The sequence below is a fragment of the Polymorphospora sp. A560 genome (genome assembly GCF_045781765.1).
Lineage (GTDB): Bacteria > Actinomycetota > Actinomycetes > Mycobacteriales > Micromonosporaceae > Polymorphospora > Polymorphospora lycopeni.
In genome coordinates this window covers 3,478,086-3,501,293 of sequence record NZ_CP122282.1, presented here as the reverse complement: position 1 = coordinate 3,501,293, position 23,208 = coordinate 3,478,086, and the positions used below count along the sequence as shown (strand labels likewise).

The window sequence follows — 23,208 nt, the reverse complement described above, 5'->3', positions numbered from 1 at the left end:
TGCGGCCGGCCCGCCAGGCAGGCTGGGGACCAGGGCCGGAGCTTGATCGAGTAGCGCCAATCGTACGGACAGTTAGCAGCGATGTAAATCTCTCGATGTTGTCGGCGTCGCTACACGCACCATGTGTCGACCTGGGTGTAGAGCACTGAGGCCGTGCTGGCCTTCACGCACCGGTCAGGCGAATAGATCATTCGGCTCCACCAGTAGGTGCCGTTGGTCGCGCTGTAGTCCTGTGTGTAGCCGGTCCCCGACTGAACTGCCCGAACGAACGAGAAGGCACCGTAGTTCACCCTTGCCCAGTTCGTCTGACAGGTCGGCGACCACCGCAACTCGACCTCGAGGCCGCCCGACCAGGGGATGCCGGCCGAGGCAACGGTGTAGGCATCGACCGAACACCTCGTCTCTTCGGGGTCCCGGCCAGAACACCAGTCGCCCCAGCATTCGACTTTGATTTTGCCGGCGAGGGCGGGCCGGGCCGGCACCCGTGTGCCCGTCGTGCCGGCCACCGCCGCCACGAGCAGCACCACGAGCCATCGGCTCAGGGTCCGCCGCTTCGGTTCTCGTGCCATCGGCGACTTCGCTGTTTCCGCGGATACGGTCTGCATGGAGCGCAGCGTATGGACCGCGATCGGCGCGACGACGACACCTTGCGCCTTCGAAGGTAGATGCAACGGCTGTTGATGCATGATCGCGCGTGGTACCGGGCCGGAACGGACCACGGTCGGCGCGTAGGCGCCGAGGCACGGGCAGGTGGTCCGGAGCGCCCGACCTCTCCCGCAACATGTTCCCTGGTCGGCAGCGAGACCCGGTTCGTTATTCGCATGACCGGCTGGACCCGAGTTCGTAACACCCTTGACATAGATCTTGAGATGCAACAAGATCGCTCCACCGCCTCGCCTACCTCGATCGGCGGACCTGAGTAGTTATACGCATAACGAGGAGTCTCATGGGAGCGGGTCGAGCAACCCAGGCCGACGTGGCACGCCTGGCCGGCGTAAGCCAGGCGACCGTCTCGCTGGTACTCAAGGGCGACGGCAACCGCGTCGGCGACGACACCCGCCGACGGGTGCTCGACGCGATCAACAAGACCAACTACTCGGCCAACCCGGTCGCGCAGCGCCTGGCGGGCGGCCGCAACCAGATCGTCGGCGTCTTCACCTACGAACCGGTCTTCCCCCGTGGAGGTGGCGACTTCTACCACCCGTTCCTCATCGGCATCGAAGGCGAGGCCGAACAGTGGGGATGCGACCTGCTGCTGTTCACCAGCGCGCAGGTCGAACACGGCCGCCGCCGGCTCTCCGGCAAGGCCCGCGCCCACCTCGGCATCACCGACGGCTGCCTGCTGCTCGGCCACAGCGAGGACAAGCAGGAACTCGTCCACCTCCTCGACGACGGCCTCCCGTTCGTCTTCGTCGGCCGCCGCCAGCTGCCGAACAACGCCGACCTGCCCTACATCGGCGCCGACTACGTACGGGCCACACACGACGTCGTACGCCTGTTCCTCACCCAGGGCCACGAGCGGATCGGCTTCGTCGGCGAACTCAGCGACCGCGAGTCGATCCTCGACCGACTCACCGGCTACCGGGCCGCGATGCGCGACGCCGGCCTGCGACCCACCTCCTTCGATCCCGCGGACCTCACCCCCGACGAGATCCTCGACGTCGTGCTCGACAACCGCCTGACCGGACTCGTACTCGCCGAGGCACACCGCGCGGAAGGGCTCCGCACCGCCGCCGCCCGACGAGGGCTCACCGTGCCGGCGGACCTGTCGATCGCGATCCTGGGCCAGCCCGAGATCGCGGTCGACAGCGCCGCGCACAGCGGCCTGAACTGGTCGGGATTCCGCATCCCACGCGTGGAGATGGGCGCCCAGGCCCTCCGACTGCTGGTCGAACTCATCGGGGGCCACGGCGACACCGATCGCCACCGGCTGCTCCCCTGCCGCGTCGAGACCGGGCAGACCGTCTGCGCCCCGGCCCCCAACTGACTGCCGCGAAAGGAACCCTGACAGTGGACAACTCCCCCCGACTGTCCCGGCGACGCCTCGTCGCCGCCGGTGTCGGCCTCGCCGCCACACCCCTGCTTCCCGACATCGCCTCGGCGGTCCCCGGCACCGCCACAGCCCCCACCGCCACCCACTGGGACCCGACCGGGTTCGGGTCCGTCATCACCACCCCGCCACACGACCCCACCGCCGTCGTGCTCGGCTCCCCCGGATTCGACACGCACGCCGACGGCGTCGGCGACGACACGCAGGCGTTGCAGGCCGCCATCGACGAGGCGTCCCGCCGCGGCATCGCCAACAAGCTCGGCGACATCCTCGGCGGCGCACGAAACTTCCCGCACGGCGACGGCGGCGGGGTCGTCCTAGTACCGCAGGGCACCTACCGGCTCTCCGCTCCGGTCAACGTCTACGACTCGGTACGCGTCGTCGGCGTCGGCGCCCGCCGCCCGCTGTTCCTCCTGGGTGCGCACACCCCCGGGTACGCCACCGGAACGATCAGGGACATCTTCGCCTTCCGCCGCCGCCCGGTCGGCGGCCCGATCGCCTACGCGAACAACGACACGTTCGGCTCCGCACTGGTCAACGTCGACATCCGCATCGGCCCGGGCAACACCGACGCGGTCGCCGTACGGTTCGGCGGCGCGCAACTGTGCCTGCTGCAGGACATGGACATCGACGTCGGCGACGGCCACACCGGCATCGACCACAACGCGAACATCATCCAGCGGGTACGGGTGACCGGCGGCGAGATCGGCCTGCACGCGTACGCGGCCTCGGCCGGCTGGCAGACCACACTGCTGGACTGCCGGTTCACCGGGCAACGCCGCGCCGGCGTGGTGATGTTCAACGACGCCAAGCTCGTCGTGGTCCGCACCGCCTTCGACGGCATGCCGCGCGCCTTCGAGAGCGCGCAAGGACAGTGGCAGCACCTCTACATCCAGGACTCCCACTTCCAGGACGTCCGCGACGTGGCGGTCGTACTCAACGACAGCGACACCATCCCCGGCGCCGACAACGACCTGATCCGGTACAGCAACCAGCTGACGCTGCTCGACTGCACCGCCGCCGGCACCCGGGACCTGCTCCTGCTCGCCCAGAGCGGCCACCGCACGAGCACCCGGTCGGCGTCGACCCGCATCCGCGAGCTGACGTACGGGCTGCGGGTGGAGCGGGCGTTGAGCCGGCACGAGAAGCGCGCCGACGGCGTACACGCCGACCTCGCCGGGGCCGCACCCGCGGCCCAGATCCGCCGCACGCTGCGAACCGACGTGCCCGCCCTGCCACCGACCCGCACCTGGGTCAGCGTCGCCGATGTCGCCGCCGAGATGGGACGCAGCATCGGCACCGGCGCCGACGACCTCGAGGTCTTCCAGGCCGCGGTCGACCGCCACGACACCGTCTTCGTCCCGATCGGCCAGTACCTGTTCAGCGACACGCTGCACCTGCGCCGGACGACGAACCTGATCGGCCTGCACCCCCGGCAGACCTGGCTGCTGGCCGCCGACGGGCACCCGAACTTCAGCGACCCGCGCGAGCCACGCCCCCTGGTCGCGACACCCCGCGGCGGCCGCAACACCGTGACCGGCATCGGCCTGGACACCGCGCGGCAGACCGCCGGCTCGGTGAACCTGCTGTGGCAGTCCGGAACCGGCTCCTACCTGGCCGACGTCACGACACAGTTCGTCAAGTGGCACCCGGCCGACGTCGCGTCCGGCGACCCCGGCTACACCTACCGGGGCGCGCACAAGTACGGCATCTGGGTCCGCGGCGGCGGGGGCGTGCTCGCCAACGTCTGGAGCGTCAACGGCTGGGCCGACAACGGACTGCTCGTCGAGGACACCAAGGTTCCGACCCGGGTGTACGAGGTCTCCGTCGAGCACCACGAGACCCGCGAGGTGGTGCTGCGCGACGTGTCCAGGTGGCAGTTCCTCGGCCTGCAGACCGAGGACCACCTGTACGGGTGGCGGTCGCAGGCGGTCGAGATCGAGGACTCCAGTGACCTGCTGTTCGCCAACTCGGTGCTGTTCCGGGTGGCGACCGTCCTCGGCCCGCACCCGTACGGGGTCAGCGTCCGCAACAGCAAACGGATCGAACTGCGCGGCAACCGCGGCTACCGGGACAAGACCCCGGAGTTCACGCAGTGGGGGGTGGCGGTCACCGACCACGACACCGGGCGTTCGGTGCCCGAACTCGAGTTCACGCTGATCGAGATCCGGTGACGGCCATGATCAGTCGTCGCGGTCTGCTCACCCTCGCCGGAGGTGCCGCCATCGGGGCGTACGCGGGCGGCGCCAGCCCGGCCGTGGCGGGGACGGCCGCCGCCGTCGCCGCCGACCTCGTCCCCGCCTCCGGCGCCCACTTCGGCGCCTACGTGTACGCCGGCAACAACACCGGCGTCTCCCAACCGGAGGCACTGGAATCGAAGATCGGCCACGGGCTGCGGATCAACCACAGCTTCCAGCACGCGGGGACCGGCGCGCCGCTGACCCGCATCCAGCAGGACATCACCGCCGGGCGCATCCCGATGATCTCCTGGGGAGCCGGCAACGAAGCCCGGCTGCGCCAGATCGTCGACGGTGTGCACGACGCCGAGATCGACGGCCAGGCCCAGCTTCTGGCGGGCCTCGACGCCGCCGTGTTCCTGCGCTTCACCTGGGAGTTCGACCTGCGCTACACCGACACGGCACTGTTTCGGGACGCCTGGCGGTACGTGCACGGGAAGTTCGCGCAGGCGCCGAACGTGGCGTTCGTGTGGTGTCCGACCTGGCGGGCGTACCGGGAGACGTTCAAGGCCGAGCCGTTCTATCCCGGCGACGACCACGTCGACTGGATCGCCGCCGACGGCTACGCCCGGCCGAAGCCGGACAAGCCCGACTACGACTACCGGCCGTTCGACCTCATGTTCGACACCGCGCACGCCTTCGCCGTCGCGCACGGCAAACCGTTCATGGTCGGCGAGACCGGCGTGCACCGCGACGACGTGGCCCCCGTCCAGGCCGCGTGGCTCGACACCACCCGGGCTGTGATCAAGAGTGACTACCCCAACCTGAAGGCGTTCCTCTACTTCCACCGCGACGGCGACGACATCGACAACCGTTGGCGGGTCACCGTCCCCGACGGCGGACCCGCGCAGCGCGCCTTCGCCGGCTTCGCCGCCGACCCCTACTTCAACCCGCCGGGACCGTGACACCGGACCCTCGCGCCGGCCAGCCCTCCCGGTCACAAGCGGGCCGGAAGTCGGCCACGGGGGGCCAGGCGCGTCGGCCGTCGTCGAAGGCCGCGCCACTTTCGAGGAGTCGGGGCGGTGGTCACGGGTCAGCGGGTGACGACGGCGCCGGGGTCGTAGCGGGCCCCGACGCGGCGTATCCGGTCGAGGTCGTCGCCGTCAACGTGGCGTCCAGTCCGGGTCCCGGCCGATGAAGCCGAACAACCTGGTCTGCGCGTCGGCGTCGTCTCGCACCGGCATTCGGGCCCCGAACTGCCCGGACGACCGCATGACCTGCTCGATCGGCTCCATCCCAGCCAGCAGCTCGGCGCAGAAGTCGGAGTCGAGCCGGTCGTCCTGGCCGGTGGCCCGGGCGAGGTCCCAGGTGTGCATGAACACGTCGGCGGTGTAGAACTGGTCGATCGCGCGGTCCAGCGGCACCTCGCCGAGATGTGGGTTGCTCAGAACCAGGTCGGCGGTCGCCGGGTCGTCGAGCAGCGCCTGTACGGCCTGGCACTGTGCCTGCCACGCGCCGACCGGATCGTCGTCGACGCTCGGTCCGCCCGGCAGCTGTCTGCCGCTGCCGGCGGCCAGAAACGCGGGAAACCACTGCGTCAGGTGACGCACCACGTCCCGGGCGGTCCACCCGGTGACCGGCGAGGACACGTCCCACGACCGGGCACCCCGGACGCGGTCGGTGAACACCCGGCTGATCTCCCGGTGCCGCTCGGCGGGCCGGTCAGGCAGTGCCATCGGCGAGCATCTCCTCGAGCTTCGTGTAGCCCTCGTTGACCCCGACCTCCATGCCGCTCCTCAGCCATGCGTCCCGACCCTCGAAACTATCCACAAGGGACTGGGTGCGCAGCCGGGTCCGGCCGTTGCCGAGGTCCTCGAACCACAGCGTCTCCAGAGCCACACCGTCGGGGTCGCCTTCGTAGGTGAACGTCTGCACGATGCGGTCCGGCCGGACCTCGTGGAAGCAGCCGCGAAACGCGTACTCTTCCCCGTCTCGACTGGACACGAACCGCCAGCTGCCGCCGGAGCGCGCGTCCCACTCCTCGATGCGCGTCCGCAAGGAACTCGGGCCGATCCACCGCGCGAACAGCTCGGGATCTGTGTGCGCCCGGAACAGCTGCTCGGGCGTGCCCGCGAACTCGCGCACGATCCGAATGATCGGCACGTTCGGGTCGGCCTCGATCCTGGTTTCGGCGATGGTGCTCATGCCGCGGTTCCCTCCTGCTGGTCGTTGCCGGTCTCGTTCAGTTGCGCGATGACGTCGTCCAAGCGGCGGTAACGCTCCTCCGCCTGACGCCGGTAGCGCTCGATCCACCTGTCCATCAGGTCGAAGACCTCCACCTCCAACCGCACCGGCCGAGGCTGAGGCCCCGGCGGCCGGCTCACCACCCCGGCGTCCTCGAGCACCTTCAGGTGCTTGTAGACCGCTTGCAGCGAAATCTGGTACGGCTCGGCGAGCTGGTGCACGGTCGCGTCGCCGGCCGCCAGCCGCGTCACCATGTCACGCCTGGTCGGTTCCGCGAGTGCCGCGAAGATCCGGGACAGCCCGTCCGCCGTCATCTCCACCTCTTCCGAGCAGTTTCAACCATCTGGTTGAAACTGACGTTAGATCGCGTTCTTGACTTCGTCAACCATCGCATTGAAAGTCCTGCTCAGCGGCGGGGTGGACAAACGGGTGGGTTCGGCTGAAGGCGACCTGCCTGGTTCGACCCCTGCGGGCAATCAGGCGGCGAGCCGGGTCAGCGGTGCGGCAGCGAGAGCCACGGGTCCTCGGCCATCCGGGCCTGCAGGTGGGACAGTTCGGCGTACCGGCCGCCGAGCGTGAGCAGCTCGTGGTGGCTGCCCCGCTCGACGATCTCGCCCTCGTGGAGCAGGTAGATCTGGTCGCAGTTGCGGACGCTGGCCAACCGGTGCGTGATCAGGACGACCGTACGGCCCGCGGCCAGGCGGCGCAGTGCCTCGTAGACCGCGTACTCGGACCGGGCGTCCAGCGGGGCGGTCGGCTCGTCCCAGATCAACACGGGTGCGTCGCGGAACAGGCCGCGGGCCACCGCGAGCCGTTGCCACTGACCGCCGGACAGGTCCACGCCGCCGCGGAACGCGGTGGTCAACAGCGTGTCCCAGCCCTGGGGAAGGGAGTCGACGACCTCGTCGGCCAGTGCCTCGCGGGCCGCCTGCCGCAGGGCTTGGTCGTCCGGGTCGGCGCGGTCGAAACGTCCCATCCGGACGTTCACCCGGGCCGAGTCGGGCCAGCGGACCGGATCCTGCAGCACCATCATCACCCGGTCGGCGACGGTGTCCGGATGCAGGTCGGCCAGGTCCGTGCCGTCCCACGTCAGCGATCCGGTGGTGGGACGGTACAGACCTGCGATGATCTTCGCGAGGGTGGTCTTGCCGGAGCCGTTCTCGCCGACGAGCGCCACCGTCTGGCCCGCGTGCAGGGTCAGGTCGACTCCCCGCAGCACCAGCCGGGAACCCGGATAGTGGAAGCCGACGTCGCGTAGCTCGATCCGTTGCGGTGCGGCCGGCGCCGGCGGCCCCGTCGCCGGACGGGCCCGGGTGGCCGCGTCGGCGAGGAACGCGTGGAAGTCGGCGACGTACAGGCCCTGCTCGAAGAGTTGGTCGGCGGCGCGTACCAGGCGGGCCAGCGCGGCGACGGCGGTCCGGGTGGCGATCAGCGCCGTACCGGCGACGGCGAGCGGGATCCAGCCGGCGTCGAGCAGCAGCCACAGGGCCGCGAAGACGCCGCCGAGAGCGACGCCGGCGAGCAGTCGGCCCCGCGCCCGGACCCTGACCTGTGCTGACGCGACGGCGACCTCCTCGTCGCGGACCCGGTCGGCCGCCTCCCGGTACCGCAGGAGGACGCTGCCCTGGGCCTGGGTCGCGCGGACCTCCGCGGCCGGCTGCCGTTCCGTGGCGAGGTCGGTCACCATCGCCACCCTGCGGTTCAGCGCGACGAGCCGGGCATTGCTGGCATAGCCGAGTCGGGCCGCCCGCAACGCGGCCCACCCGTCCGGAAGTACGGTCACCAGGAGTACGGGCAGCAGCACCGGATGCAGCACGGTCAGGCTGACCGCGGCCGCGGTGACGGCCAGCACCGCTCCGATCACCTCGACCAGGTTCTCGACGACGCGTTGCAGGTAGAGCAGGCCGCGGTCGCGGGCCCGGAACATGCGGTCGAGAAACCGCTGGTCGTCGAACGCGGTCAGTTCCACCGACAGGCCGGCCGCCACCAGCCGCTCGTCGGCGAGGCGGCGCACCGCCGGGGCGATCCGCGCCTGCGCCAGCGTCGCCACGATCTCCAGGCCGGCGCGGCCGGCGAAGGCGAGCACGACGAGGGCGAGGGCGGGCGCGGCCGACGCCAACCGGGCCCCGGTCGGCCCGGCCGCGAAGAGCCGCTCCAGCACCCCGGCCGTGGCGACGAGCCCGTACGTGGTCGCGACGCCGGCGGCGAGGTGGAGGGTGACGACCGTCCAGGCGGCGCGGGGCGCCGCCTGCCGGATCAGCCGGACGGCGGGTCCGATCGCCGCCGGCATCCCCCGGATGACCTGCCACGGCCCCATCCGGTCGGTCGGTGTCTCCAGCCGCCAGTACGGCGCGGCCACATCATCCATCGGTGGGCCAGATCCGGTCCGGCGGGCCGGGATCGGGAAGCAGGACGGAGGGCAGGCGGCACCCGGGATGCATGCGCAGCAGTTGGTAGCCGATGCCGCCGAGGCCGAGCAGCAACCCCGGCCGGAACGCGTCACGGTTCGGGCCGGCGACCGCCCCGAACTCCTCCATCCCGGTGAGCACTCGGGCGTCGAGCTCGGCACGGCCCACATCGGAGGGGGCGACGCCGGCGTCGATCGCCACCCGCAGCAGTTCCCAGGTGCCGAGTTCGCCGTGGCAGAGGGTGTGGTTGGCCCCCATGCCCGCCGGCCAGCTCGCCGCCGCGGCCCGGCGCAGCATGTCGGCCCACCGTTCGCGGGTCCCCGGGTCGGGGGCGCGTCGCCACCGGTCGGCGGCGACGATGCCGATGCCGACCGCCCCGTGGCACCACGCCGCCGCGTCGGTCGGCCGCTCCGGCTTGCGCATGTCGAGCCAGCCCGGCAGGCCGGGGTCGTAGAGCGACTCCTCGTACCGGAACGCCGCCGCCGCCAGATCGCCGCACCCGGCGAGGTGGGACAGGGCCCAGCCGATGCCGGTGGCGCCGTGGGACACCCCGCCCAGGCCGTCGGTGGCGAACGGCCCCGGCCACCACACGGCCGCCGGGTCTCCGTCGGCCCGGCGGGCGGCGGTCCGCAGGTGCTCGCCGATCGCGGCGGCCGTCGCCGGCCATCGGGGGTCACCGTCGATCTCGGCCAGTCGTAGCAACGGAACGATCGCGCCGGCCGGCCCGCGCAGCAGGTCGTACGCCTCGTCCGCCCGTACGGCGGCGGGCAGCAGCGCGGCGAGGGCCTGGGCGCGGCGCAGCGCCTCGTCGCTCGTGCCGTGTTCCCCGGCGCCGGAGCGGCCCGCGCCGGCAAGGCCTGCGTCGCCGCGGCCGAGCCGGCGCAGCAGCAGCCAGCCCCAGATCCGGGCGCCGAGTCCGAGGTAGCCGCCCGAGGGTTCCGGTCGGATCGGGATGCCGGAGCCCCGGTCGGCCTCAGCCCGGTCCTCGTCGGCGCGCATGGTCGCCAGTACGGCATCGAGCAGCTCGGCGGCGCCGTCGACCGGGTCGGCCCGCCCCGCCCGGACCTCGTTGTCGTAGGCGGCGAGCAGGACCGCGATACCGACGGTACCGAGGTACATGTCGGGCGTCAGCGGCTGCACCGCCCACCCGGAGCCGGCGGTGAGGACCGGCGCGATCCAGGTGGCGGTACCGTCCTGCGCCCGGACGGCGGTGGCGAGCAGCGTACGGACGACCTCGGCGGCGAGCGCCCGTCGGCGGCGGTCGAGCCCCTCCGCACGGACCTGCCGCGGGATCAGCGGTGGACCGGCCGGCGCGGGCGGAGCCTCGTTCAGATAGGCGCTGATGAGGGTCGACCGCAGTACCTGGCCGTCCAGTTCCGGATCGGCTCCGCGCCAGCGGCGCAGCGTGCCCGCGATCAGGTCCGGGTCGGCGGCCGACGTGAACATCGGGATGTCCCCGACGAGCAGGTCGGCGACCTCGGCGGCGATGACGTCGGGATCGTCGGGTGCCTCCGCGTCGTTTCTTGCGTGGCGGGCCAGCAGGTCGGTGGCCCTGGCCCGCGCGGCCGGCTCGTCGAACAGGGACGCCGGATGCCACAGCATCCGGGCCAGTTCGGCGTACGTCTCGGTGTTGCGGCGGACGTACCGCACCTCGCAGCCGGTGAACCCGGCCAGCAACGGCTCGAGCCGGCCACGCCGGTCCAGGCTCCGCAGCCGGTCGGTCAACTCGTCGAAGGCGTCGCAGACGTCGCCCCAGTAGCGGGCCAGGACGGGCTCGGGGCTCGGCTGGTTGGCGGCCTCGGGGGCATCGAGTTCGGCGAAGCCGACCCGGACCTGGTCGGTGCCCTCGTCGACGAGGACCGGCACCCGCACCGTCGGCTGCTCGCCCCGCAGCCCGCCGGCACCGGACGGGTCCAGGCCACGCCACGCCAGCGCGACACCACGCCCGGGCAGCAGTCCGGTTCCCAGCACCGACGAACTCAGGGCGCGGCCGGCCCGGTCACTGGCCAGACCGTACCCCGACGGCAGGAGCGGCGGTTGCGGCGTGAACAGGGTCTCGCAGTCGACGATCACCGGCACCGGTCCGACCGCGATGAGGTTTTCCGCGTGCAGGTCGCTGCCGCCGAGCATCCGCATCACCGCGGCCCAGTGGCCGAGTCCCCGGTAGAACGCGTGCAGCTCCTCCTCGGTACCGCAGTACCGGTGGGCCTCATGGGCGGCCCAGCCGTACCCGTCGCGGACCACGACGGTGGGCACCCGGATCCGGGTGGCCGGCGGCTCGTCGGGCAGCAGGCGGGCGATGAGCCCGGCCAGCTCCGCGTCGACGTGCAGGGGACGCGGCTTGTAGACGACCGGGCCGGCGGCACACCGGACCATCGCGACCGTCTGCCCGCCGCGGTGGGTGTCGCCCGAGCCGAAGTCGAGGTCGAGCAGCGTCGGATCACCCGACGGCAGTACCGCGTGCAGCGCGGACCGGTCCGCGGCGAACCGGTGCGCGAACGTCGCCGCCGCGCGGCGGCCGCCCGCCAGGACCCGGTCCAGGCGCGGGCGCAGGGTCGGGTAGCGGTCGTCGATCGACGGCCAGAAGCCGTCCGTGGTGGCCAGTTCCAGCCAGTGCTCCCACCGGGACCGCGGATCGGGGCCCGCCAGCCGGCCACCGGCCCGGGCGGCGTAGACCTCCAGCACCAGTGTCCGGGTCACCTTCGGTCGTACGGAGTTCCGCCACGCCCGGGTCGCGGCGGCGAGGATCACCGCCTGCTCGTCGGCGCCCAGGTCCGGAACAACCCGGAGCTGGGCCGCCAACCGACCGGCCTCCGGCGCGATCAGGCGGTCCAGCACCGGGTCGAAACTTGCCGTCGCCCGGTTCGATACCCCCGCCGCGGGGCCCGTCGTGGGGTTCGACGCCGTCGTCGCGGTGCCGGTTGCGCGGGGTGCCCGCGGAGCCGAGGTATCGGTCATGTTCGGGTCAGCAGCACAGAACGGGTCGGGAGCCGGTGCAGGAGCTGCAGCGGGTGGCCAGGCACCGCTGGGTCATGGTGATCTCCTGCAGGGCGTAGTCGCCGCCGGTGAACAGCGGGCCGGCCGGGTTCTCCCAGCCGTCGACCGGCGTGTCCGTCAACCACCGGGTGATGTGGTCCGGCGTCGGCAGCCGGTCAAGATCGGGCAGTGTGGTGGTCGGCATGATCATCTCTCCTTCACTGGTTGATCGATACATGCGATTCTTCGACTGCGCGCTTGCCGGGTCCTTCCCCCCGGCTTCCCGGACGGTTCCCGTGTCCTGACCTGGCCATTACTTTGGGTGGCAGGTCTCTTACCGTCGGGAGCTCTATTGGAAGTACGGGTCCTGGGACCGGTCGAGGTGGTCATCCACGGCGCTCCGGTTCGCCTCGCCAAGCGGCAACACCGGTTGATCCTGGGCGTCCTCGCCATCGAGGCCAACCGCAATGTGTCGAGCGGGCGGCTGATCGAGCTGTTGTGGGGCGACCGGCCACCCGCCCGCCCGCGGGCCGTCCTGCACAGCCGCCTGTCGGAGTTGCGGGCCGCGCTGCGGGCGCTCGGTGGCGGCACGGCCCACCGGGCCATAGCCACGGGTGACGACGGGTACACGCTGCGGATCCCGAAACGGATGGTGGACGCCCACCGGTTCTTCGAGCTGGTCTCCTCCTCCCGCAGGATCGGCTCCGACCCGCAGGTACGGGACGTGTTGCGGCAGGCACTCGACCTGTGGCGCGGACCGGTCCTGGGCGGGTGGTCGCCGGCCGGTCCAACGGACCCGCTGTTGGGCAGCCTCGAGTCGGCCCGGTTGACCGCCGCCGAAGATCTCTACGAGGCCGAGCTGCGACTGGGGAACCACACGTCCATCGCGGACGAACTGATGGCCCTGTCGGCCACACACCCGACCCGGGACCGGCTGACGGTGGCGGTGATGCTCGCGTTGCACCGCGCCGGGCGTAGCGCCGAGGCGGCCAGCGTCTACCACAAGCGCCGGGTCTGGCTGTCCACCGAGTTGGGCGTCGACCCGGCGCCGGAGCTGAAACGACTCCACGTCGCCGTGCTGCGGCACGATCCCGCCCTCGACCTGACCGGCCCGGATCCGCTCGACCGGCCCGCCTGACCATGCCCTGGTCGGCTGACCGGACCGCCGCGCCGGTGGTCCGGTCGAACCCTGCTGCGGGCCGAAGGGATCACCGGCACGACGCCGGTCAGCCCTTCACGGTCAGAACCGGCTGAAGTTCGGCAACGGGCCGGGCAACGTCCGCCCGTCGGAGGCTGTCGACGACCGGCCCGACATCCTTGTACGCCCACGGCGCTTCCTGTTTCAGGTCGCGGCGCCAGGCGTCGACGATGTCCCGCCGGGCGGCGATGGCCGGGTCACGGTGGTCGAGCGGGGTGACGACCCGGAACTCGCGGAGGAAATCGTCCAGTTCGGCGTCGCTGCCACGGGCCGCCGCACCACGCGGAACCCGACGGCCGGCGCCGTGACAGGCGCTACCCAGCGCGCGGGTTTCGCCGAGCCCGCGCAGCAGGTAGCTGGGTGCGCCCATGGAGCCGGGAACGATGACCGGCTCGCCCCACAGCTCGGGGCCGCGGTGCGCGTGGTCGGTGATCCCGCCCGCCGGGGTGGCGCCCTTGCGGTGCACGACGGTGCCGTCGTCATGGGGCCAGAGCAGGTTGTGCGGCGCGTCGTAGACCAGCCGGGAGCCGATCTCACCGACCACGTCGGCGAGGCCGGCGCAGCATCATCGCCAGAAAGAAGCGGTTGCCGATCGCGAAGTTGGCCGCGTTGGCGAACGCGGTCAGGTAACGCTCACGCCGCGGTGCGCCGGCCTCGTCGAGCAGCATCGGCAGGATCCGGTTGTTCGGCATCGGTACGCCGCGCGGCCAGGCGGCGCGGGCCTGGTCCTGGCCGGTGGCGTTGGCCTGGTGCCCCAGCGACAGGGAGCCGCTGTGCACCATCAGCACGACCCGGCCGGCTGCCAGGCCCCAGGCGTGTGCGGCCGCACCGTCGTGGATGGCCGACACGTACTGCAGCTCGGCGAAGTGGTTGCCGCCGCCGATGCTGCCGATGATGCTGTCGTAGCTCGTCCCGCCGCCGCTGGTGATCCAGTCACGGAACCCGGACGCGGACGCGACCGGGAATCCGGTCGCGTGGAGCCGTCCGTCGAGGTCGGTCGTGTCGTCCGGGCGGACCTGCCGCCAGGCGCCGTCGGCGTCGGTCGGGACACCGCCGTCGAGCAGGCCGGGCAGCCCGTCGCGGAGTAGCCCTTCGCGCTGCGTCGCGGTCAGGCCGATACGGCGTCCGCCCTCGAAGAAGAGGTGGCGCAGCCGTCGCTCGAGGGTGTCCAGGTGCGGGCGCAGCCGGTCGACGGTGATGTCAGTGGCCTCGACCCGCATTCCGCAGTTGATGTCGTTGCCGACCGCCTGCGGGATGAGGGCGCCGACGGTGCGTAGCACGGTGCCGATCGGGATGCCGGCGCCCTTGTGGAAGTCCGGGGTACACACCACCCGGTCAATGCGGGGCTCGACGTCGAGGCCGGGCGTGGCCTCCGCCAACGCCCGCAACGTGTCGGTGGTCTTTAGCACGGTGAGCAGTTCGTCGATCGCCGCGGACTCGATCGGGACCTCGGGACCGGCGCAGATCTCCACCGGCACGTTCGCGGGGTTGGGCAGGGTGAGCCAGGAGTCGTCGGTCCGGACCAGACGGTGGTCCGGCCGCTGGGTAGCGGGCATGGAATGCCTTTCAAAGCTGCTGAAAATGGGGACGGGAAACCGACACGCGATCGTGCCCGCGTGTGGATCCGGGTCGTACCGGTACAGGGTTTGGTTGTGTGCCTGACGGTTCAGCAGCCGCGAGGTCGTGATCAGCATAGGCGGCGGCGGGCGCGCCCCGCGAGCCCGTTTCGTCGGCACCAGCGCACTTCGGGTACGGGTCACCCGACCAGCCAGCCGACACGGCCATCGCCCGGATCGTCGCAATGATCGCCGAGGCCAGCGCCACCAAGGCCGCGTCCAGCTCTTCATCGAAAGGGCCGAGCGGTACTCGGTCAGCCTGGCCGCCGCCACGGAGAACGGCTCCGACACCCACTCGCCCGCGCCGTGGTCACCGCCGCCCACCAGAGCGGGGTCTTCCCACCCGCCCGGGCCGAACCGATCAGGATACCCTTCGGCTCCCTATCGCCAATTGATGGCAGTTACACCTAGATTGCAGGGGTGACGATTCAGCTACCAGGTGTGCAGATCCGGCTGTCCCGCCGTCAGCAGGCCGGCTGGCTGCTACTGGCGGTGACGGCGACGGCGGCCTGCTCCGCCCCCGCCGCTCCGGCCAGCGGCGACGGCACGAGCATCGTGATCGGGGCCGCCTGGGAGCCGGAGAACCTCAACCCGATCCTCGGCTACGCCCCGAACGGTGCCAGCAAGATCTTTGACGGGCTGCTGGACCGGGACGCCGACCTGACCCTGCGGCCGGCCCTGGCGGCCACCCTGCCGACCGTGTCCGCCGATGGACTCACCTGGACGGTCGATCTGCGGCCCGGCATGCAGTTTTCCGACGGAAGCCCGGTGACCGCCGAGGACGTCGTGTTCACGTACCGGTCGGTGGTCGCGCCGGAGTCGCAGTCCCCCATCGCGGCGGAGTTCGAGGCGCTGGAGACGGTTCGCGCCGTCGACACCGACACGGTGGAGTTCCGGCTTTCGTTCGCCTACCAGCCGTGGGCCCAGCGGATGGCGCTGGGCATCGTCCCCCGGCACGCGCTCGCCGGGCAGGACATCGCGACGGCCGAATTCAACCGCAAGCCGATCGGAACCGGCCCCTACCAGCTCGTCGAGTGGCGGGCCGGTGAGCGGATGACACTGCGGGCGAATCGCGACTACTACCGGGGCGCGCCGGAGGTCACCGACGTCACCGTCATCTTCGCCACCGACGACAACGTTCGTGCCCAGCGGATGGCCGCCGGCGACTTCGACGCCACCGCACTGCCTCCGCGGCTGGCCAGATCGTACGAGGACCGGCCGGGCCACCAGGTGATCACGAACCGGAGCGCGGACTACCGCGGTATGGGCCTGCCGTGGGATCTGCCGATCACCTCGACCCCGCAGCTGCGCCGCGCGGTCAACCTCGCCATCGACCGGCAGGCCATGGTGGACACGATCCTGGCCGGCAAGGGCGTGCCGGCGGCCACGCCGATCTCGCCCGCGATGACCGACTGGCACGACCCCACGGCCACGTTCGCCTTCGACCGGGCCGAGGCGGGCCGACTGCTCGACGCGGCCGGTTGGCTGCCCGGACCGGACGGGGTCCGCGGCAAGGACGGGGTCCGCGCCGAACTGCCGGTCCTCTATCCGGGCAATGATGTGCTCCGCAAGGAGTTGGCGATCGCCGCCGCGAGCGACCTCTCCGCCGTCGGGATCTCCGCCCGCGCGGAGAGTGCGACCTTCGAGCAGATGCTCGAGCGGCGGACGACGACCGCCGGCGTCTGGGGTGGCGGTGACCCCTACGATCCCGACAGCGCGATCTACAGTCTGCTGCACTCCCGGTACGCCGACGCCGGCGGCTATCAGAACATGGGCCGCTACCAGAATCCGGCGGTCGACGCCGCTCTGGACACCGGTCGCCGTACCGCCGACACCGCCGAGCGCCGGGTCGCGTACCGTTCCTTCCAGCAGGCGTACGTCGCCGATCCCGGCTGGGCCTTCCTGGTCTTCCTCGATCACACATACGTGCTGCGTGACGGGTGGAGCGGCCTCCAGTCCCAGGTCGAGCCGCACGACCACGGCCTGGTTCATGGTCCATGGTGGAATCTGGAACAGTGGACGCCGGTCCGATGAAGCCCTCCGCCCCACCGCGTCCCTCGCTGGCCGCGGCGGTGTGGCGCCTCGTGCTGCGACGACTGCTGTTCGCCTTCCCCGTCGTGGTCCTGGTCAGTGCCGGGATCTTCGTACTCGGCAAACTTTCCCCGTTCGATCCGGTCGCCGCCTACTTCGGGGTACGGATCCTGCGGGCGTCGCCGGAACAGCTGGCCCAGATCCGGCAGGACTGGGGCGTCGACGACCCGGCCTGGCTGCAGTACGGCCGCTGGCTGTCCCGGCTCGCTGGCGGCGACCTCGGCGACTCGCGACTGTTCAGTCAGCCCGTGTCGACCGTGATCGCCGACCGCCTCGGCTGGACCGTGCTGCTGGTCGGGGTCGGCCTGCTGACCGCGCTGTCGATCGCACTGCTCGCCGGTGTCGCCGCCGCCTGGCACCGCGGTGGCTGGTTCGACCGGGCGGTGACCTCACTGGCCTACGCGATCGAGGCCGCCCCGGTCTTCTGGCTCGCTCTCGCCGCGTTGTCGCTGTTCGCGGTCCAACTCCGCTGGCTACCCGCCGCCGGTGTCAGCGACACCCGGGCCGACGTCTCGTTCGCGCAGGTCGCCGAGCACCTGATCCTGCCGGCGGCGGTGCTCGGCCTGGCCCAGGCACCCTGGTTCGTGCTCTTCGTCCGGCAGGCGCTGCTGACCGAGCTCGCCAGCGACTACGTGCTCGCCGCCCGTGCGCGCGGACTGGCCGAGCGGGCGGTGGTGCTGCGGCACGCCCTACGCACCGGGCTACTGCCCGCCATCACCCTGGTCGGTGCCCGGATTCCCGAACTCATCACCGGTGCGCTGCTGGTCGAGACGGTGTTCTCCTGGCCCGGCGTCGCGGCGGCGACGGTGACCGCGGCGACGTCGGTGGACTTCCCGCTGCTGGCCGCGATGACATTGCTTGCCACGGTGGCCGTCCTGGCCGGCAACCTGCTCGCCGACGTGCTGTACGCCGTCGTCGACCCCCGGGTGCGGGCCGATGGCTGACACCGGCACCGATCCCGCCACCGAGGCGCGGTCGTACCGGCGGCGTCGGTCGTCCGTCCGGCGGGAGGGCGCCGGCGACCGACGCCCGTCGTCGCGTCGGACGGTCCGCCGCCGGCGCCCCGGCTCCGGCCGCCCCGGACGGGGTGAGAAACGGCGGGCCCGGCTGCGGCAGACCGTGTCGATCGCGATCCTGGTGCTGCTGGGCTTGGCGGTGCTCGTCGTCCCGCCGATCGTCGATCTCGACCAGCAGCAGGTCGTGCTCCGCCAGGCCGACCTCCCGCCTTCGACGGACCATCCGTTCGGCACCGACGAGGTGGGCCGGGACGTCCTCCTGCGCTGCGTCTACGGCCTACGGGTGTCGTTCACCGTCGGTATCGTCGCGGCGCTGGTCGCCACCGCCATCGGCGTCGTGGTGGGCGCGATCGCCGGCGCCTTCGGCGGCTGGACCGACCGGATCCTGATGCGCCTGGTCGATACCCTGGCATCGGTGCCGCACCTGCTGCTCGGCATCTTCATCGTCGCCATCTTCCGGCCCAGCCTGTCCGCCGTGATCGCCTCTATCGCGCTGACGCACTGGCTGAGCACGGCCCGCATCGTGCGCTCGGAGATCTTGTCCCTGCGTGAGCGACCGTTCGTCGACGCCGCCATCGTCGGCGGCGCGACCAGATGGCGGATCATCCGTCGGCACCTGCTGCCCAACGTCGCACCACAGGCGCTACTCGCAGCGACGCTGATGGTCCCGCACGCGATCTGGCACGAGACCGCCCTGTCGTTTCTCGGCCTGGGCCTGCCGGCACACCTGGCCAGCCTCGGCAACATGATCAACGACGGTCAGCGGTCGCTGCTGACCGGTGTCTGGTGGACCTCGTTCTTCCCCGGCCTGCTGGTTGTCGTGGCGGCGCTGGCGATCGCCGGCCTTGCCGGACACCTGCGGGACCGGACCGACCCGCAACGACGAGCGGAGCTGATGCTGTGACCAGTGGGCCGCCCGGACCTGTCCGGGCCGTCAACGCGCGCCTGGCCGTGTCGGACCTGTCCGTCCGATTCCGGCTGCCGGACGCCACCGTGCACGCGGTCACCGACGCGTCGTTCGAGGTCGGCTCCGGCCAGTGCGTCGCCCTGGTCGGCGAAAGCGGCTGCGGCAAGTCGGTCATGGCCGGTGCGCTGCTCGGCCTGCTGCCCGGCAACGCCGAAGTGACCGGAACCGCCGTACTCGCCGATCCGGCTGGTGACACCGACCTGCTGGCCGCCAGTGAGACCGTGCTCGCCCGGCAGATCCGGGGCCGTCGGGTCGGTCTGGTGCCGCAGTCGCCGGCGGCGCACCTGACCCCCGTCCACACCGTGCGCCGGCACCTGGTCGACGTCCTGGGGGCGGTCGGGCCCGAACGGGCCGGGCGGGCCGCCCGGCACGCCGAGGCGGAACGGGTCGCCGCCGCCGTCGGGCTGCCGGTCACCGCGCTCGACCACTACCCGCACGAACTCTCCGGTGGGATGGCCCAGCGGACGGTGACCGCCCTCGCCCTGGCCGGCCGCCCGTGGTTGATCCTCGCCGACGAACCCACGACCGGGCTCGACGCGCCGCTCGTCCGGCGCACGCTCGACGAGCTGCGCCGGCTCACCGATGCGGGGCACGCCGTCCTGCTCGTGACCCACGATCTGGACGCCGCCGCGCGGATCGCCGACACGGTACTGGTCATGTACGCCGGCCGGATCGTCGAGACCGGACCGGTCGACCGGGTGCTGCACGAGCCGCGGCACCCGTACACCCGTGGGCTGCTCGCCGCCCTGCCACGCAACGGGTTCCATCCCCTGCCCGGTCTGCCACCGCAGCTGAGCGCGCTGCCGCCCGGCTGCGCCTTTGCCGCGCGCTGCCCGCAGGTCGGCGACGACTGCGTACGGCGGCCGGACCTGTGGCCCCGCGACGGCCACCCGGTCGCCTGCCACCGGCCATGCTGACCGCGCTGGGGGTCACCGCCGGCTGGGTACCCGGCCGGCCCGTCCTGCGTGACGTCGAACTGACCGTACGCGAGGGAGAGGTGCTCGGGCTGCAGGGGCCGTCCGGCTGTGGCAAGTCCACTCTGGCCCGCGTCCTAGCCCTGCTCCACCGCCCCGACGCCGGCACGGTGTGCATCGACGGCACCACCGTTCCCGGATTCCGGCACGCCGCCCCCCGCGCGCTGCGGACCCGGATCGGCGTGCTGTTCCAGCAGCCCAGGCTGTCCGTCGACCCGCGCCTCACGCTGCGGCAGGTCATCGCCGAACCGTTGCTCGCCAACGGGCTGCGCGGGCAGGTCCGCGACCGGCTGCCGGGGCTGGTCGAGACCGTCGGACTCACCGCCGAGCTGCTGACCCGGCGGGCGCACGCGGTCAGCGACGGGCAGCTGCAGCGGGCCTGCCTGGCCCGTGCCCTCGCGCTGCGGCCGCGCTACCTGATCTGCGACGAGATGACCACCATGCTCGACGCCTCCTCGACGGCGACGCTGGTACACGCCGTGCAGGAATACCGTCGCCGCGAACGGGCCGGGGTACTCGCGATCAGCCACGACGACACGCTGCTCGGCCACTGGGCCGACCGGATCGAGCAGCTACCCGGACCGGCCGCCGCGTCGGCGCAGGGGCCGTAGGGTCAGCGTCCGGTCCCGCCCCGGCTGGGGACCGGTGAGAGGTACGGGGTGTGTCTCGCCCCGGGCGTGCGCCACGGTCTGGTCGTCGTAGTCGGGCGAGGTCGGCAGTTCGCAGGCGCCGTGCCGGAGCACGTCGCGCAGCCGTGGACCGTCGGCGCGAAGGTCGGCGACAAAGCGCCACGGCGCGCCCTCCACCGCCCTGCCGGCGGGGTCCGGGGTCATCAGGCAGACCGAGTGACCGCCGCCGGGCACCGGGGTGGCGGTGCCACCGAATTCGTCGCCTGGTCCACCGATGCCAGTCACCGACCAGCAAACCGGTCAGGGACATGGTCACCGCCCGGTCGCCATCCTCGCCCACTCGTTCGCCCGTACCGGCCAGCCCCTGTCCGACACCAACGACCGGGTCGCGCTTGTCGAACCGCCTCATGCAAGGCCGACCAGCGGGCGTACCCGGCGGGCGATGGCCGCGATCCGCCCGGCCACCAGCGGCGTGGCGGGAAACCCCATCCGCCCGCCGAGGGTTCAGGCTGGCCACGGCCATCTCGACGCAGTTGCCACTCCGGCCACTCAGCCGCTGGTCATTGGTTGGTCGTATGCGCCCTGGGAGGTGCCGGATCGTGCCGGGCACGGGTATCTGCGGGCGATCTGCGGGACGGGATGGTCAGGAGCGCCACCGCGACCCCCACCGCGGCGGCCGCCGCGGCGACCCAGGCGACCGTTGACAGACCGTCCGCGAAGGCGATCCGGGCCAGTTCGGTCACATCGGCCGGCAGGTCGGTGAAGCGGCCGGACGCGACGAGTTGTCTTACTCCGCCTTCCTCCCCCTCGGACACACCATGCTGGGCCAGATCCTGGTCGGGCAGTCCTGCTCCGATCCGGGCCGACAGGACGGCACCGAAGACGGCCGCGCCGACCGCCGTACCGAGGGGGAAGAAGGCGTTTGCGGTCCCGCTGGCCATGCCCGCCTGCTGCGGTGGTACGACCGACACCGAGATCCCCATCAGCGGAGCGAACAGAAGGCCCATTCCGCCGCCGACCAGCAGCAGGCCGGGCAGTGCCACCCACCAGGTGGAGTCGGCCGACACCCGGGCGACGAGCAGGTAGCCGGCGAGTACCGCGACGAACCCGGCGGTGACCACCAGCCGGTTGCCGTACCTGCGTTGCAGGCGGGCGACAGCGAGGCTGCCGGCGACGATCGCGCCGGACAGCGCGGACAGTTGCAGTCCGGCCTGCAGCGCCGAGTATCCGAGCATGCCCTGCAGCCACAGCACCAGGTAGGGCATGGTGCCGAAGCCGACGGCGCGGGTGAGGAAGCTGAGCAGGCTCGCGCCGGTGAACGCCCGGATCCGGAACAGGCCCAGATCCAGCATCGGATCGTTCGTCCGGCTCTCCACCGTGACGAAGGCGGCCAGGCCGATGAGCGCGACCACCACCGCGGTCATGGCGACCGGGCTGGTCCACCCGTCGTCGGCGCCGGAGATGACCGCCAGGTTCACGGCGCCGAGGGACACGACGCCCAGGACGGCACCGACCAGGTCGAGCCGGCGCTTCCCCTGGGGGCCGGCACCGGTGAGCCACCGGGCGGCACCGAGCAGCACGAACACCCCGGGCAGCAGGTTGACCAGGAACACCGACCGCCAGCCGAGGCTGGCGACGAGCGCGCCGCCGATCAGCGGCGCGAGGGCGGCCGAGACCGCGGCGGTCGCGCTGAACACGCCGATGGCAACTGTCCGCCGCTCCCCCGGGTATGCGGCGGCCAGCAGCGGCACGGCCGGGGCCAGGATGAACGCGCCGCCGATGCCCTGTACCGCCCGGCCGGCGATGAGCACCAGCGGATCGGGTGCGAGGCCGCACAGCAGCGAACCGCCGGTGAACAGCAGTACGCCGGTGACGAAGATCCGTCGGCGGCCGACCCGGTCGGACAGGGAACCGCCGGCCAGCAGTAACGCGGCGAAGAGCAGCGGGTAGGCGTTGACCGTCCACTGGAGTTGGGGAAAGGTCGCCGACAGGTCGCCGGCGATCGCGGGCAGGGCGACGTTGACGATGGTGATGTCCATCGTCGTCATCGCGCTGGCGACGCTGACGGTCAGCAGTGTCCGGCGGGCGAGGGTGCCGGGGTCAGGCTGGCGCAAGGACGACCACCTCCGGGGCTCCGGCGCCGGTGGCGGCCGCCGCCGGGCGCGTGGCCATCCCCGACTCGCGGGCCAACCGTGCGCTGTCGAGAGTGTGCCAGTCGTAGCTGTCGCTCACCTCGCGCAGCAGCCGGCCGGACCGGTAGACACGCCAGGTCGTGGTGAAACGCATTGACGTGTCGCTGCCGGGTTCGCCGGCCACCCACCATTCGTAGTCGTGGCGGCCGATCGAGTCGCGCAGCGACAGCGCCGGCGGGATCGACCTGGGTTGCCGCACCCCCATCAGTTCCACCACCACCACGCCGCCGGGGGCGAGCCGCTGCCGCAGCCGGTTCCACAGCCGTACCCGGGAGGGTTCGTCGAGGTGGCCGGCGACGCCGAAGATCACGGCGGCGCTGATCACCGGTGGCAGCGGCAGGTCCGGCGCGGCGCCGTCGGTCACCGTGACCCGTCGGCGCAGGTCGATGTCGGCGGCGACCCGGCTGGTCAGTACCGCCCGCATCACGCTGGACGGCTCGGCCGCCTCGATCCGGGCCTGTGGCAGCGCGGCCGCGATCACCTCGGTCACCTGGCCGGTGCCGGCACCGATCTCGACGACCGGGCCGGCTGCGGTGTCGATACCGGACAGGGCTGCGGCCAGAGCGGGTCCGCTGCTGGCGACCTGCCGGGTGGCGACCATCTCGTAGAACTCGGCCATCGGGGAGTAGTAGTCACGCATTGCGGCTCCTGCCGTTCGCGACGCGGGCGG

Annotated in this window: 21 protein-coding genes; 9 read left to right on the top strand and 12 right to left on the bottom strand. The window is 72.0% G+C overall.

Features of this window, described 5'->3' with window-relative positions:
• Positions 1 to 110: 110 nt before the first annotated feature.
• Positions 111 to 719 carry a DUF2690 domain-containing protein gene (locus tag QCD66_RS15785; protein ID WP_407567173.1) on the bottom strand — a complete coding sequence of 203 codons (609 nt, stop codon included), beginning with the start codon at positions 717 to 719 and terminating at the stop codon, positions 111 to 113.
• Positions 720 to 946: 227 nt separating this feature from the next.
• Here QCD66_RS15785 and QCD66_RS15780 point away from each other — a divergent pair, with 227 nt between their 5' ends.
• From QCD66_RS15780 to QCD66_RS15770, 3 genes are read left to right on the top strand one after another with little or no spacing between them, the layout of a single operon-like run.
• On the top strand, positions 947 to 1,987 hold the full coding sequence (locus tag QCD66_RS15780; protein ID WP_407567172.1) for a LacI family DNA-binding transcriptional regulator: 1,041 nt from the start codon (positions 947 to 949) through the stop codon (positions 1,985 to 1,987).
• A gap of 23 nt (positions 1,988 to 2,010) precedes the next feature.
• Positions 2,011 to 4,224 carry a glycosyl hydrolase family 28-related protein gene (locus tag QCD66_RS15775; protein WP_375734349.1) on the top strand — a complete coding sequence of 738 codons (2,214 nt, stop codon included), beginning with the start codon at positions 2,011 to 2,013 and terminating at the stop codon, positions 4,222 to 4,224.
• A 5-nt stretch (positions 4,225 to 4,229) separates the two neighbouring features.
• Positions 4,230 to 5,192, top strand: a complete 963-nt coding sequence (locus QCD66_RS15770; protein ID WP_375734350.1) for a glycoside hydrolase family 26 protein — start codon at positions 4,230 to 4,232, stop codon at positions 5,190 to 5,192.
• Between the two features lie 198 nt (positions 5,193 to 5,390).
• Here the strand turns inward: QCD66_RS15770 and QCD66_RS15765 are convergent, their stop codons facing one another.
• From QCD66_RS15765 to QCD66_RS15740, 6 genes are all read right to left on the bottom strand, one after another.
• Positions 5,391 to 5,963, bottom strand: a complete 573-nt coding sequence (locus tag QCD66_RS15765) for a TIGR03086 family metal-binding protein (RefSeq protein WP_375734351.1) — start codon at positions 5,961 to 5,963, stop codon at positions 5,391 to 5,393.
• Positions 5,950 to 6,432: an SRPBCC family protein gene (locus tag QCD66_RS15760; RefSeq protein WP_357539154.1), complete on the bottom strand. Its 483-nt coding sequence runs from the start codon at positions 6,430 to 6,432 to the stop codon at positions 5,950 to 5,952. Before QCD66_RS15760 ends, QCD66_RS15765 begins: the two co-directional genes overlap by 14 nt.
• The gene (locus tag QCD66_RS15755; protein WP_375734352.1) at positions 6,429 to 6,785 is read right to left on the bottom strand and encodes an ArsR/SmtB family transcription factor; all 357 of its coding nucleotides are present in this window, start codon (positions 6,783 to 6,785) and stop codon (positions 6,429 to 6,431) included. Before QCD66_RS15755 ends, QCD66_RS15760 begins: the two co-directional genes overlap by 4 nt.
• 179 nt (positions 6,786 to 6,964) lie before the next feature.
• Positions 6,965 to 8,839, bottom strand: coding sequence for an ABC transporter ATP-binding protein (locus tag QCD66_RS15750; protein ID WP_375734353.1), 1,875 nt, complete (start codon positions 8,837 to 8,839; stop codon positions 6,965 to 6,967).
• A complete protein-coding gene (locus QCD66_RS15745) occupies positions 8,832 to 11,837 on the bottom strand; it encodes a type 2 lanthipeptide synthetase LanM family protein (RefSeq protein WP_407567171.1) in 3,006 nt (1,001 codons plus the stop codon). The genes QCD66_RS15750 and QCD66_RS15745 overlap by 8 nt, the downstream gene beginning before the upstream one ends.
• Positions 11,838 to 11,844: 7 nt before the next feature.
• Positions 11,845 to 12,060 carry a DUF6229 family protein gene (locus QCD66_RS15740; protein ID WP_364218919.1) on the bottom strand — a complete coding sequence of 72 codons (216 nt, stop codon included), beginning with the start codon at positions 12,058 to 12,060 and terminating at the stop codon, positions 11,845 to 11,847.
• Positions 12,061 to 12,207: 147 nt separating this feature from the next.
• Between QCD66_RS15740 and QCD66_RS15735 the strand changes: the two genes are divergently transcribed.
• A complete protein-coding gene (locus QCD66_RS15735) occupies positions 12,208 to 12,993 on the top strand; it encodes a BTAD domain-containing putative transcriptional regulator (RefSeq protein WP_364218921.1) in 786 nt (261 codons plus the stop codon).
• Between the two features lie 88 nt (positions 12,994 to 13,081).
• Here QCD66_RS15735 and QCD66_RS15730 read toward each other — a convergent pair whose 3' ends face one another.
• The gene (locus QCD66_RS15730; RefSeq protein ID WP_375734355.1) at positions 13,082 to 13,597 is read right to left on the bottom strand and encodes an RtcB family protein; all 516 of its coding nucleotides are present in this window, start codon (positions 13,595 to 13,597) and stop codon (positions 13,082 to 13,084) included.
• The gene (locus QCD66_RS15725; protein ID WP_375734356.1) at positions 13,587 to 14,609 is read right to left on the bottom strand and encodes an RtcB family protein; all 1,023 of its coding nucleotides are present in this window, start codon (positions 14,607 to 14,609) and stop codon (positions 13,587 to 13,589) included. The genes QCD66_RS15730 and QCD66_RS15725 overlap by 11 nt, the downstream gene beginning before the upstream one ends.
• 480 nt (positions 14,610 to 15,089) lie before the next feature.
• Here QCD66_RS15725 and QCD66_RS15720 point away from each other — a divergent pair, with 480 nt between their 5' ends.
• From QCD66_RS15720 to QCD66_RS15700, 5 genes are read left to right on the top strand one after another with little or no spacing between them, the layout of a single operon-like run.
• Positions 15,090 to 16,703, top strand: a complete 1,614-nt coding sequence (locus QCD66_RS15720; RefSeq protein ID WP_375734357.1) for an ABC transporter substrate-binding protein — start codon at positions 15,090 to 15,092, stop codon at positions 16,701 to 16,703.
• Positions 16,700 to 17,704 (top strand): ABC transporter permease, encoded by a 1,005-nt coding sequence (locus QCD66_RS15715; RefSeq protein ID WP_364218930.1) that lies wholly within the window; start codon positions 16,700 to 16,702, stop codon positions 17,702 to 17,704. Before QCD66_RS15720 ends, QCD66_RS15715 begins: the two co-directional genes overlap by 4 nt.
• Positions 17,697 to 18,680, top strand: a complete 984-nt coding sequence (locus QCD66_RS15710; protein WP_375734358.1) for an ABC transporter permease — start codon at positions 17,697 to 17,699, stop codon at positions 18,678 to 18,680. Before QCD66_RS15715 ends, QCD66_RS15710 begins: the two co-directional genes overlap by 8 nt.
• Complete coding sequence (locus QCD66_RS15705) at positions 18,677 to 19,660, top strand: ABC transporter ATP-binding protein (RefSeq protein WP_375734359.1); 984 nt, start codon at positions 18,677 to 18,679, stop codon at positions 19,658 to 19,660. Before QCD66_RS15710 ends, QCD66_RS15705 begins: the two co-directional genes overlap by 4 nt.
• Positions 19,654 to 20,328, top strand: a complete 675-nt coding sequence (locus tag QCD66_RS15700) for an ATP-binding cassette domain-containing protein (protein WP_364218939.1) — start codon at positions 19,654 to 19,656, stop codon at positions 20,326 to 20,328. Before QCD66_RS15705 ends, QCD66_RS15700 begins: the two co-directional genes overlap by 7 nt.
• Here the strand turns inward: QCD66_RS15700 and QCD66_RS15695 are convergent.
• The 3 genes from QCD66_RS15695 to QCD66_RS15685 all read right to left on the bottom strand — a co-directional run bounded on the left by QCD66_RS15695 (position 20,290) and on the right by QCD66_RS15685 (position 23,178).
• The gene (locus QCD66_RS15695) at positions 20,290 to 20,631 is read right to left on the bottom strand and encodes a penicillin acylase family protein (RefSeq protein ID WP_375734360.1); all 342 of its coding nucleotides are present in this window, start codon (positions 20,629 to 20,631) and stop codon (positions 20,290 to 20,292) included. The two genes, QCD66_RS15700 and QCD66_RS15695, sit on opposite strands and share 39 nt — an antisense overlap.
• Positions 20,632 to 20,906: 275 nt before the next feature.
• Positions 20,907 to 22,460: a DHA2 family efflux MFS transporter permease subunit gene (locus QCD66_RS15690; protein WP_375734361.1), complete on the bottom strand. Its 1,554-nt coding sequence runs from the start codon at positions 22,458 to 22,460 to the stop codon at positions 20,907 to 20,909.
• Positions 22,447 to 23,178, bottom strand: coding sequence for a class I SAM-dependent methyltransferase (locus tag QCD66_RS15685; RefSeq protein WP_375734362.1), 732 nt, complete (start codon positions 23,176 to 23,178; stop codon positions 22,447 to 22,449). The genes QCD66_RS15690 and QCD66_RS15685 overlap by 14 nt, the downstream gene beginning before the upstream one ends.
• Positions 23,179 to 23,208: the final 30 nt, after the last annotated feature.

Excerpts from the sequence above, each read along its gene's own strand:
- QCD66_RS15710 (WP_375734358.1), top strand. The coding sequence starts at position 17,697 with ATGGCTGACACCGGCACCGATCCCGCCACCGAGGCGCGGTCGTACCGG.
- QCD66_RS15770 (WP_375734350.1), top strand. The coding sequence starts at position 4,230 with ATGATCAGTCGTCGCGGTCTGCTCACCCTCGCCGGAGGTGCCGCCATC.
- QCD66_RS15755 (WP_375734352.1), bottom strand. The coding sequence starts at position 6,785 with ATGACGGCGGACGGGCTGTCCCGGATCTTCGCGGCACTCGCGGAACCG.
- QCD66_RS15725 (WP_375734356.1), bottom strand. The coding sequence starts at position 14,609 with ATGCCCGCTACCCAGCGGCCGGACCACCGTCTGGTCCGGACCGACGAC.
- QCD66_RS15750 (WP_375734353.1), bottom strand. The coding sequence starts at position 8,839 with ATGGATGATGTGGCCGCGCCGTACTGGCGGCTGGAGACACCGACCGAC.
- QCD66_RS15700 (WP_364218939.1), top strand. The coding sequence starts at position 19,654 with ATGCTGACCGCGCTGGGGGTCACCGCCGGCTGGGTACCCGGCCGGCCC.
- QCD66_RS15740 (WP_364218919.1), bottom strand. The coding sequence starts at position 12,060 with ATGCCGACCACCACACTGCCCGATCTTGACCGGCTGCCGACGCCGGAC.
- QCD66_RS15745 (WP_407567171.1), bottom strand. The coding sequence starts at position 11,837 with ATGACCGATACCTCGGCTCCGCGGGCACCCCGCGCAACCGGCACCGCG.
- QCD66_RS15715 (WP_364218930.1), top strand. The coding sequence starts at position 16,700 with ATGAAGCCCTCCGCCCCACCGCGTCCCTCGCTGGCCGCGGCGGTGTGG.
- QCD66_RS15765 (WP_375734351.1), bottom strand. The coding sequence starts at position 5,963 with ATGGCACTGCCTGACCGGCCCGCCGAGCGGCACCGGGAGATCAGCCGG.
- QCD66_RS15685 (WP_375734362.1), bottom strand. The coding sequence starts at position 23,178 with ATGCGTGACTACTACTCCCCGATGGCCGAGTTCTACGAGATGGTCGCC.
- QCD66_RS15780 (WP_407567172.1), top strand. The coding sequence starts at position 947 with ATGGGAGCGGGTCGAGCAACCCAGGCCGACGTGGCACGCCTGGCCGGC.
- QCD66_RS15760 (WP_357539154.1), bottom strand. The coding sequence starts at position 6,432 with ATGAGCACCATCGCCGAAACCAGGATCGAGGCCGACCCGAACGTGCCG.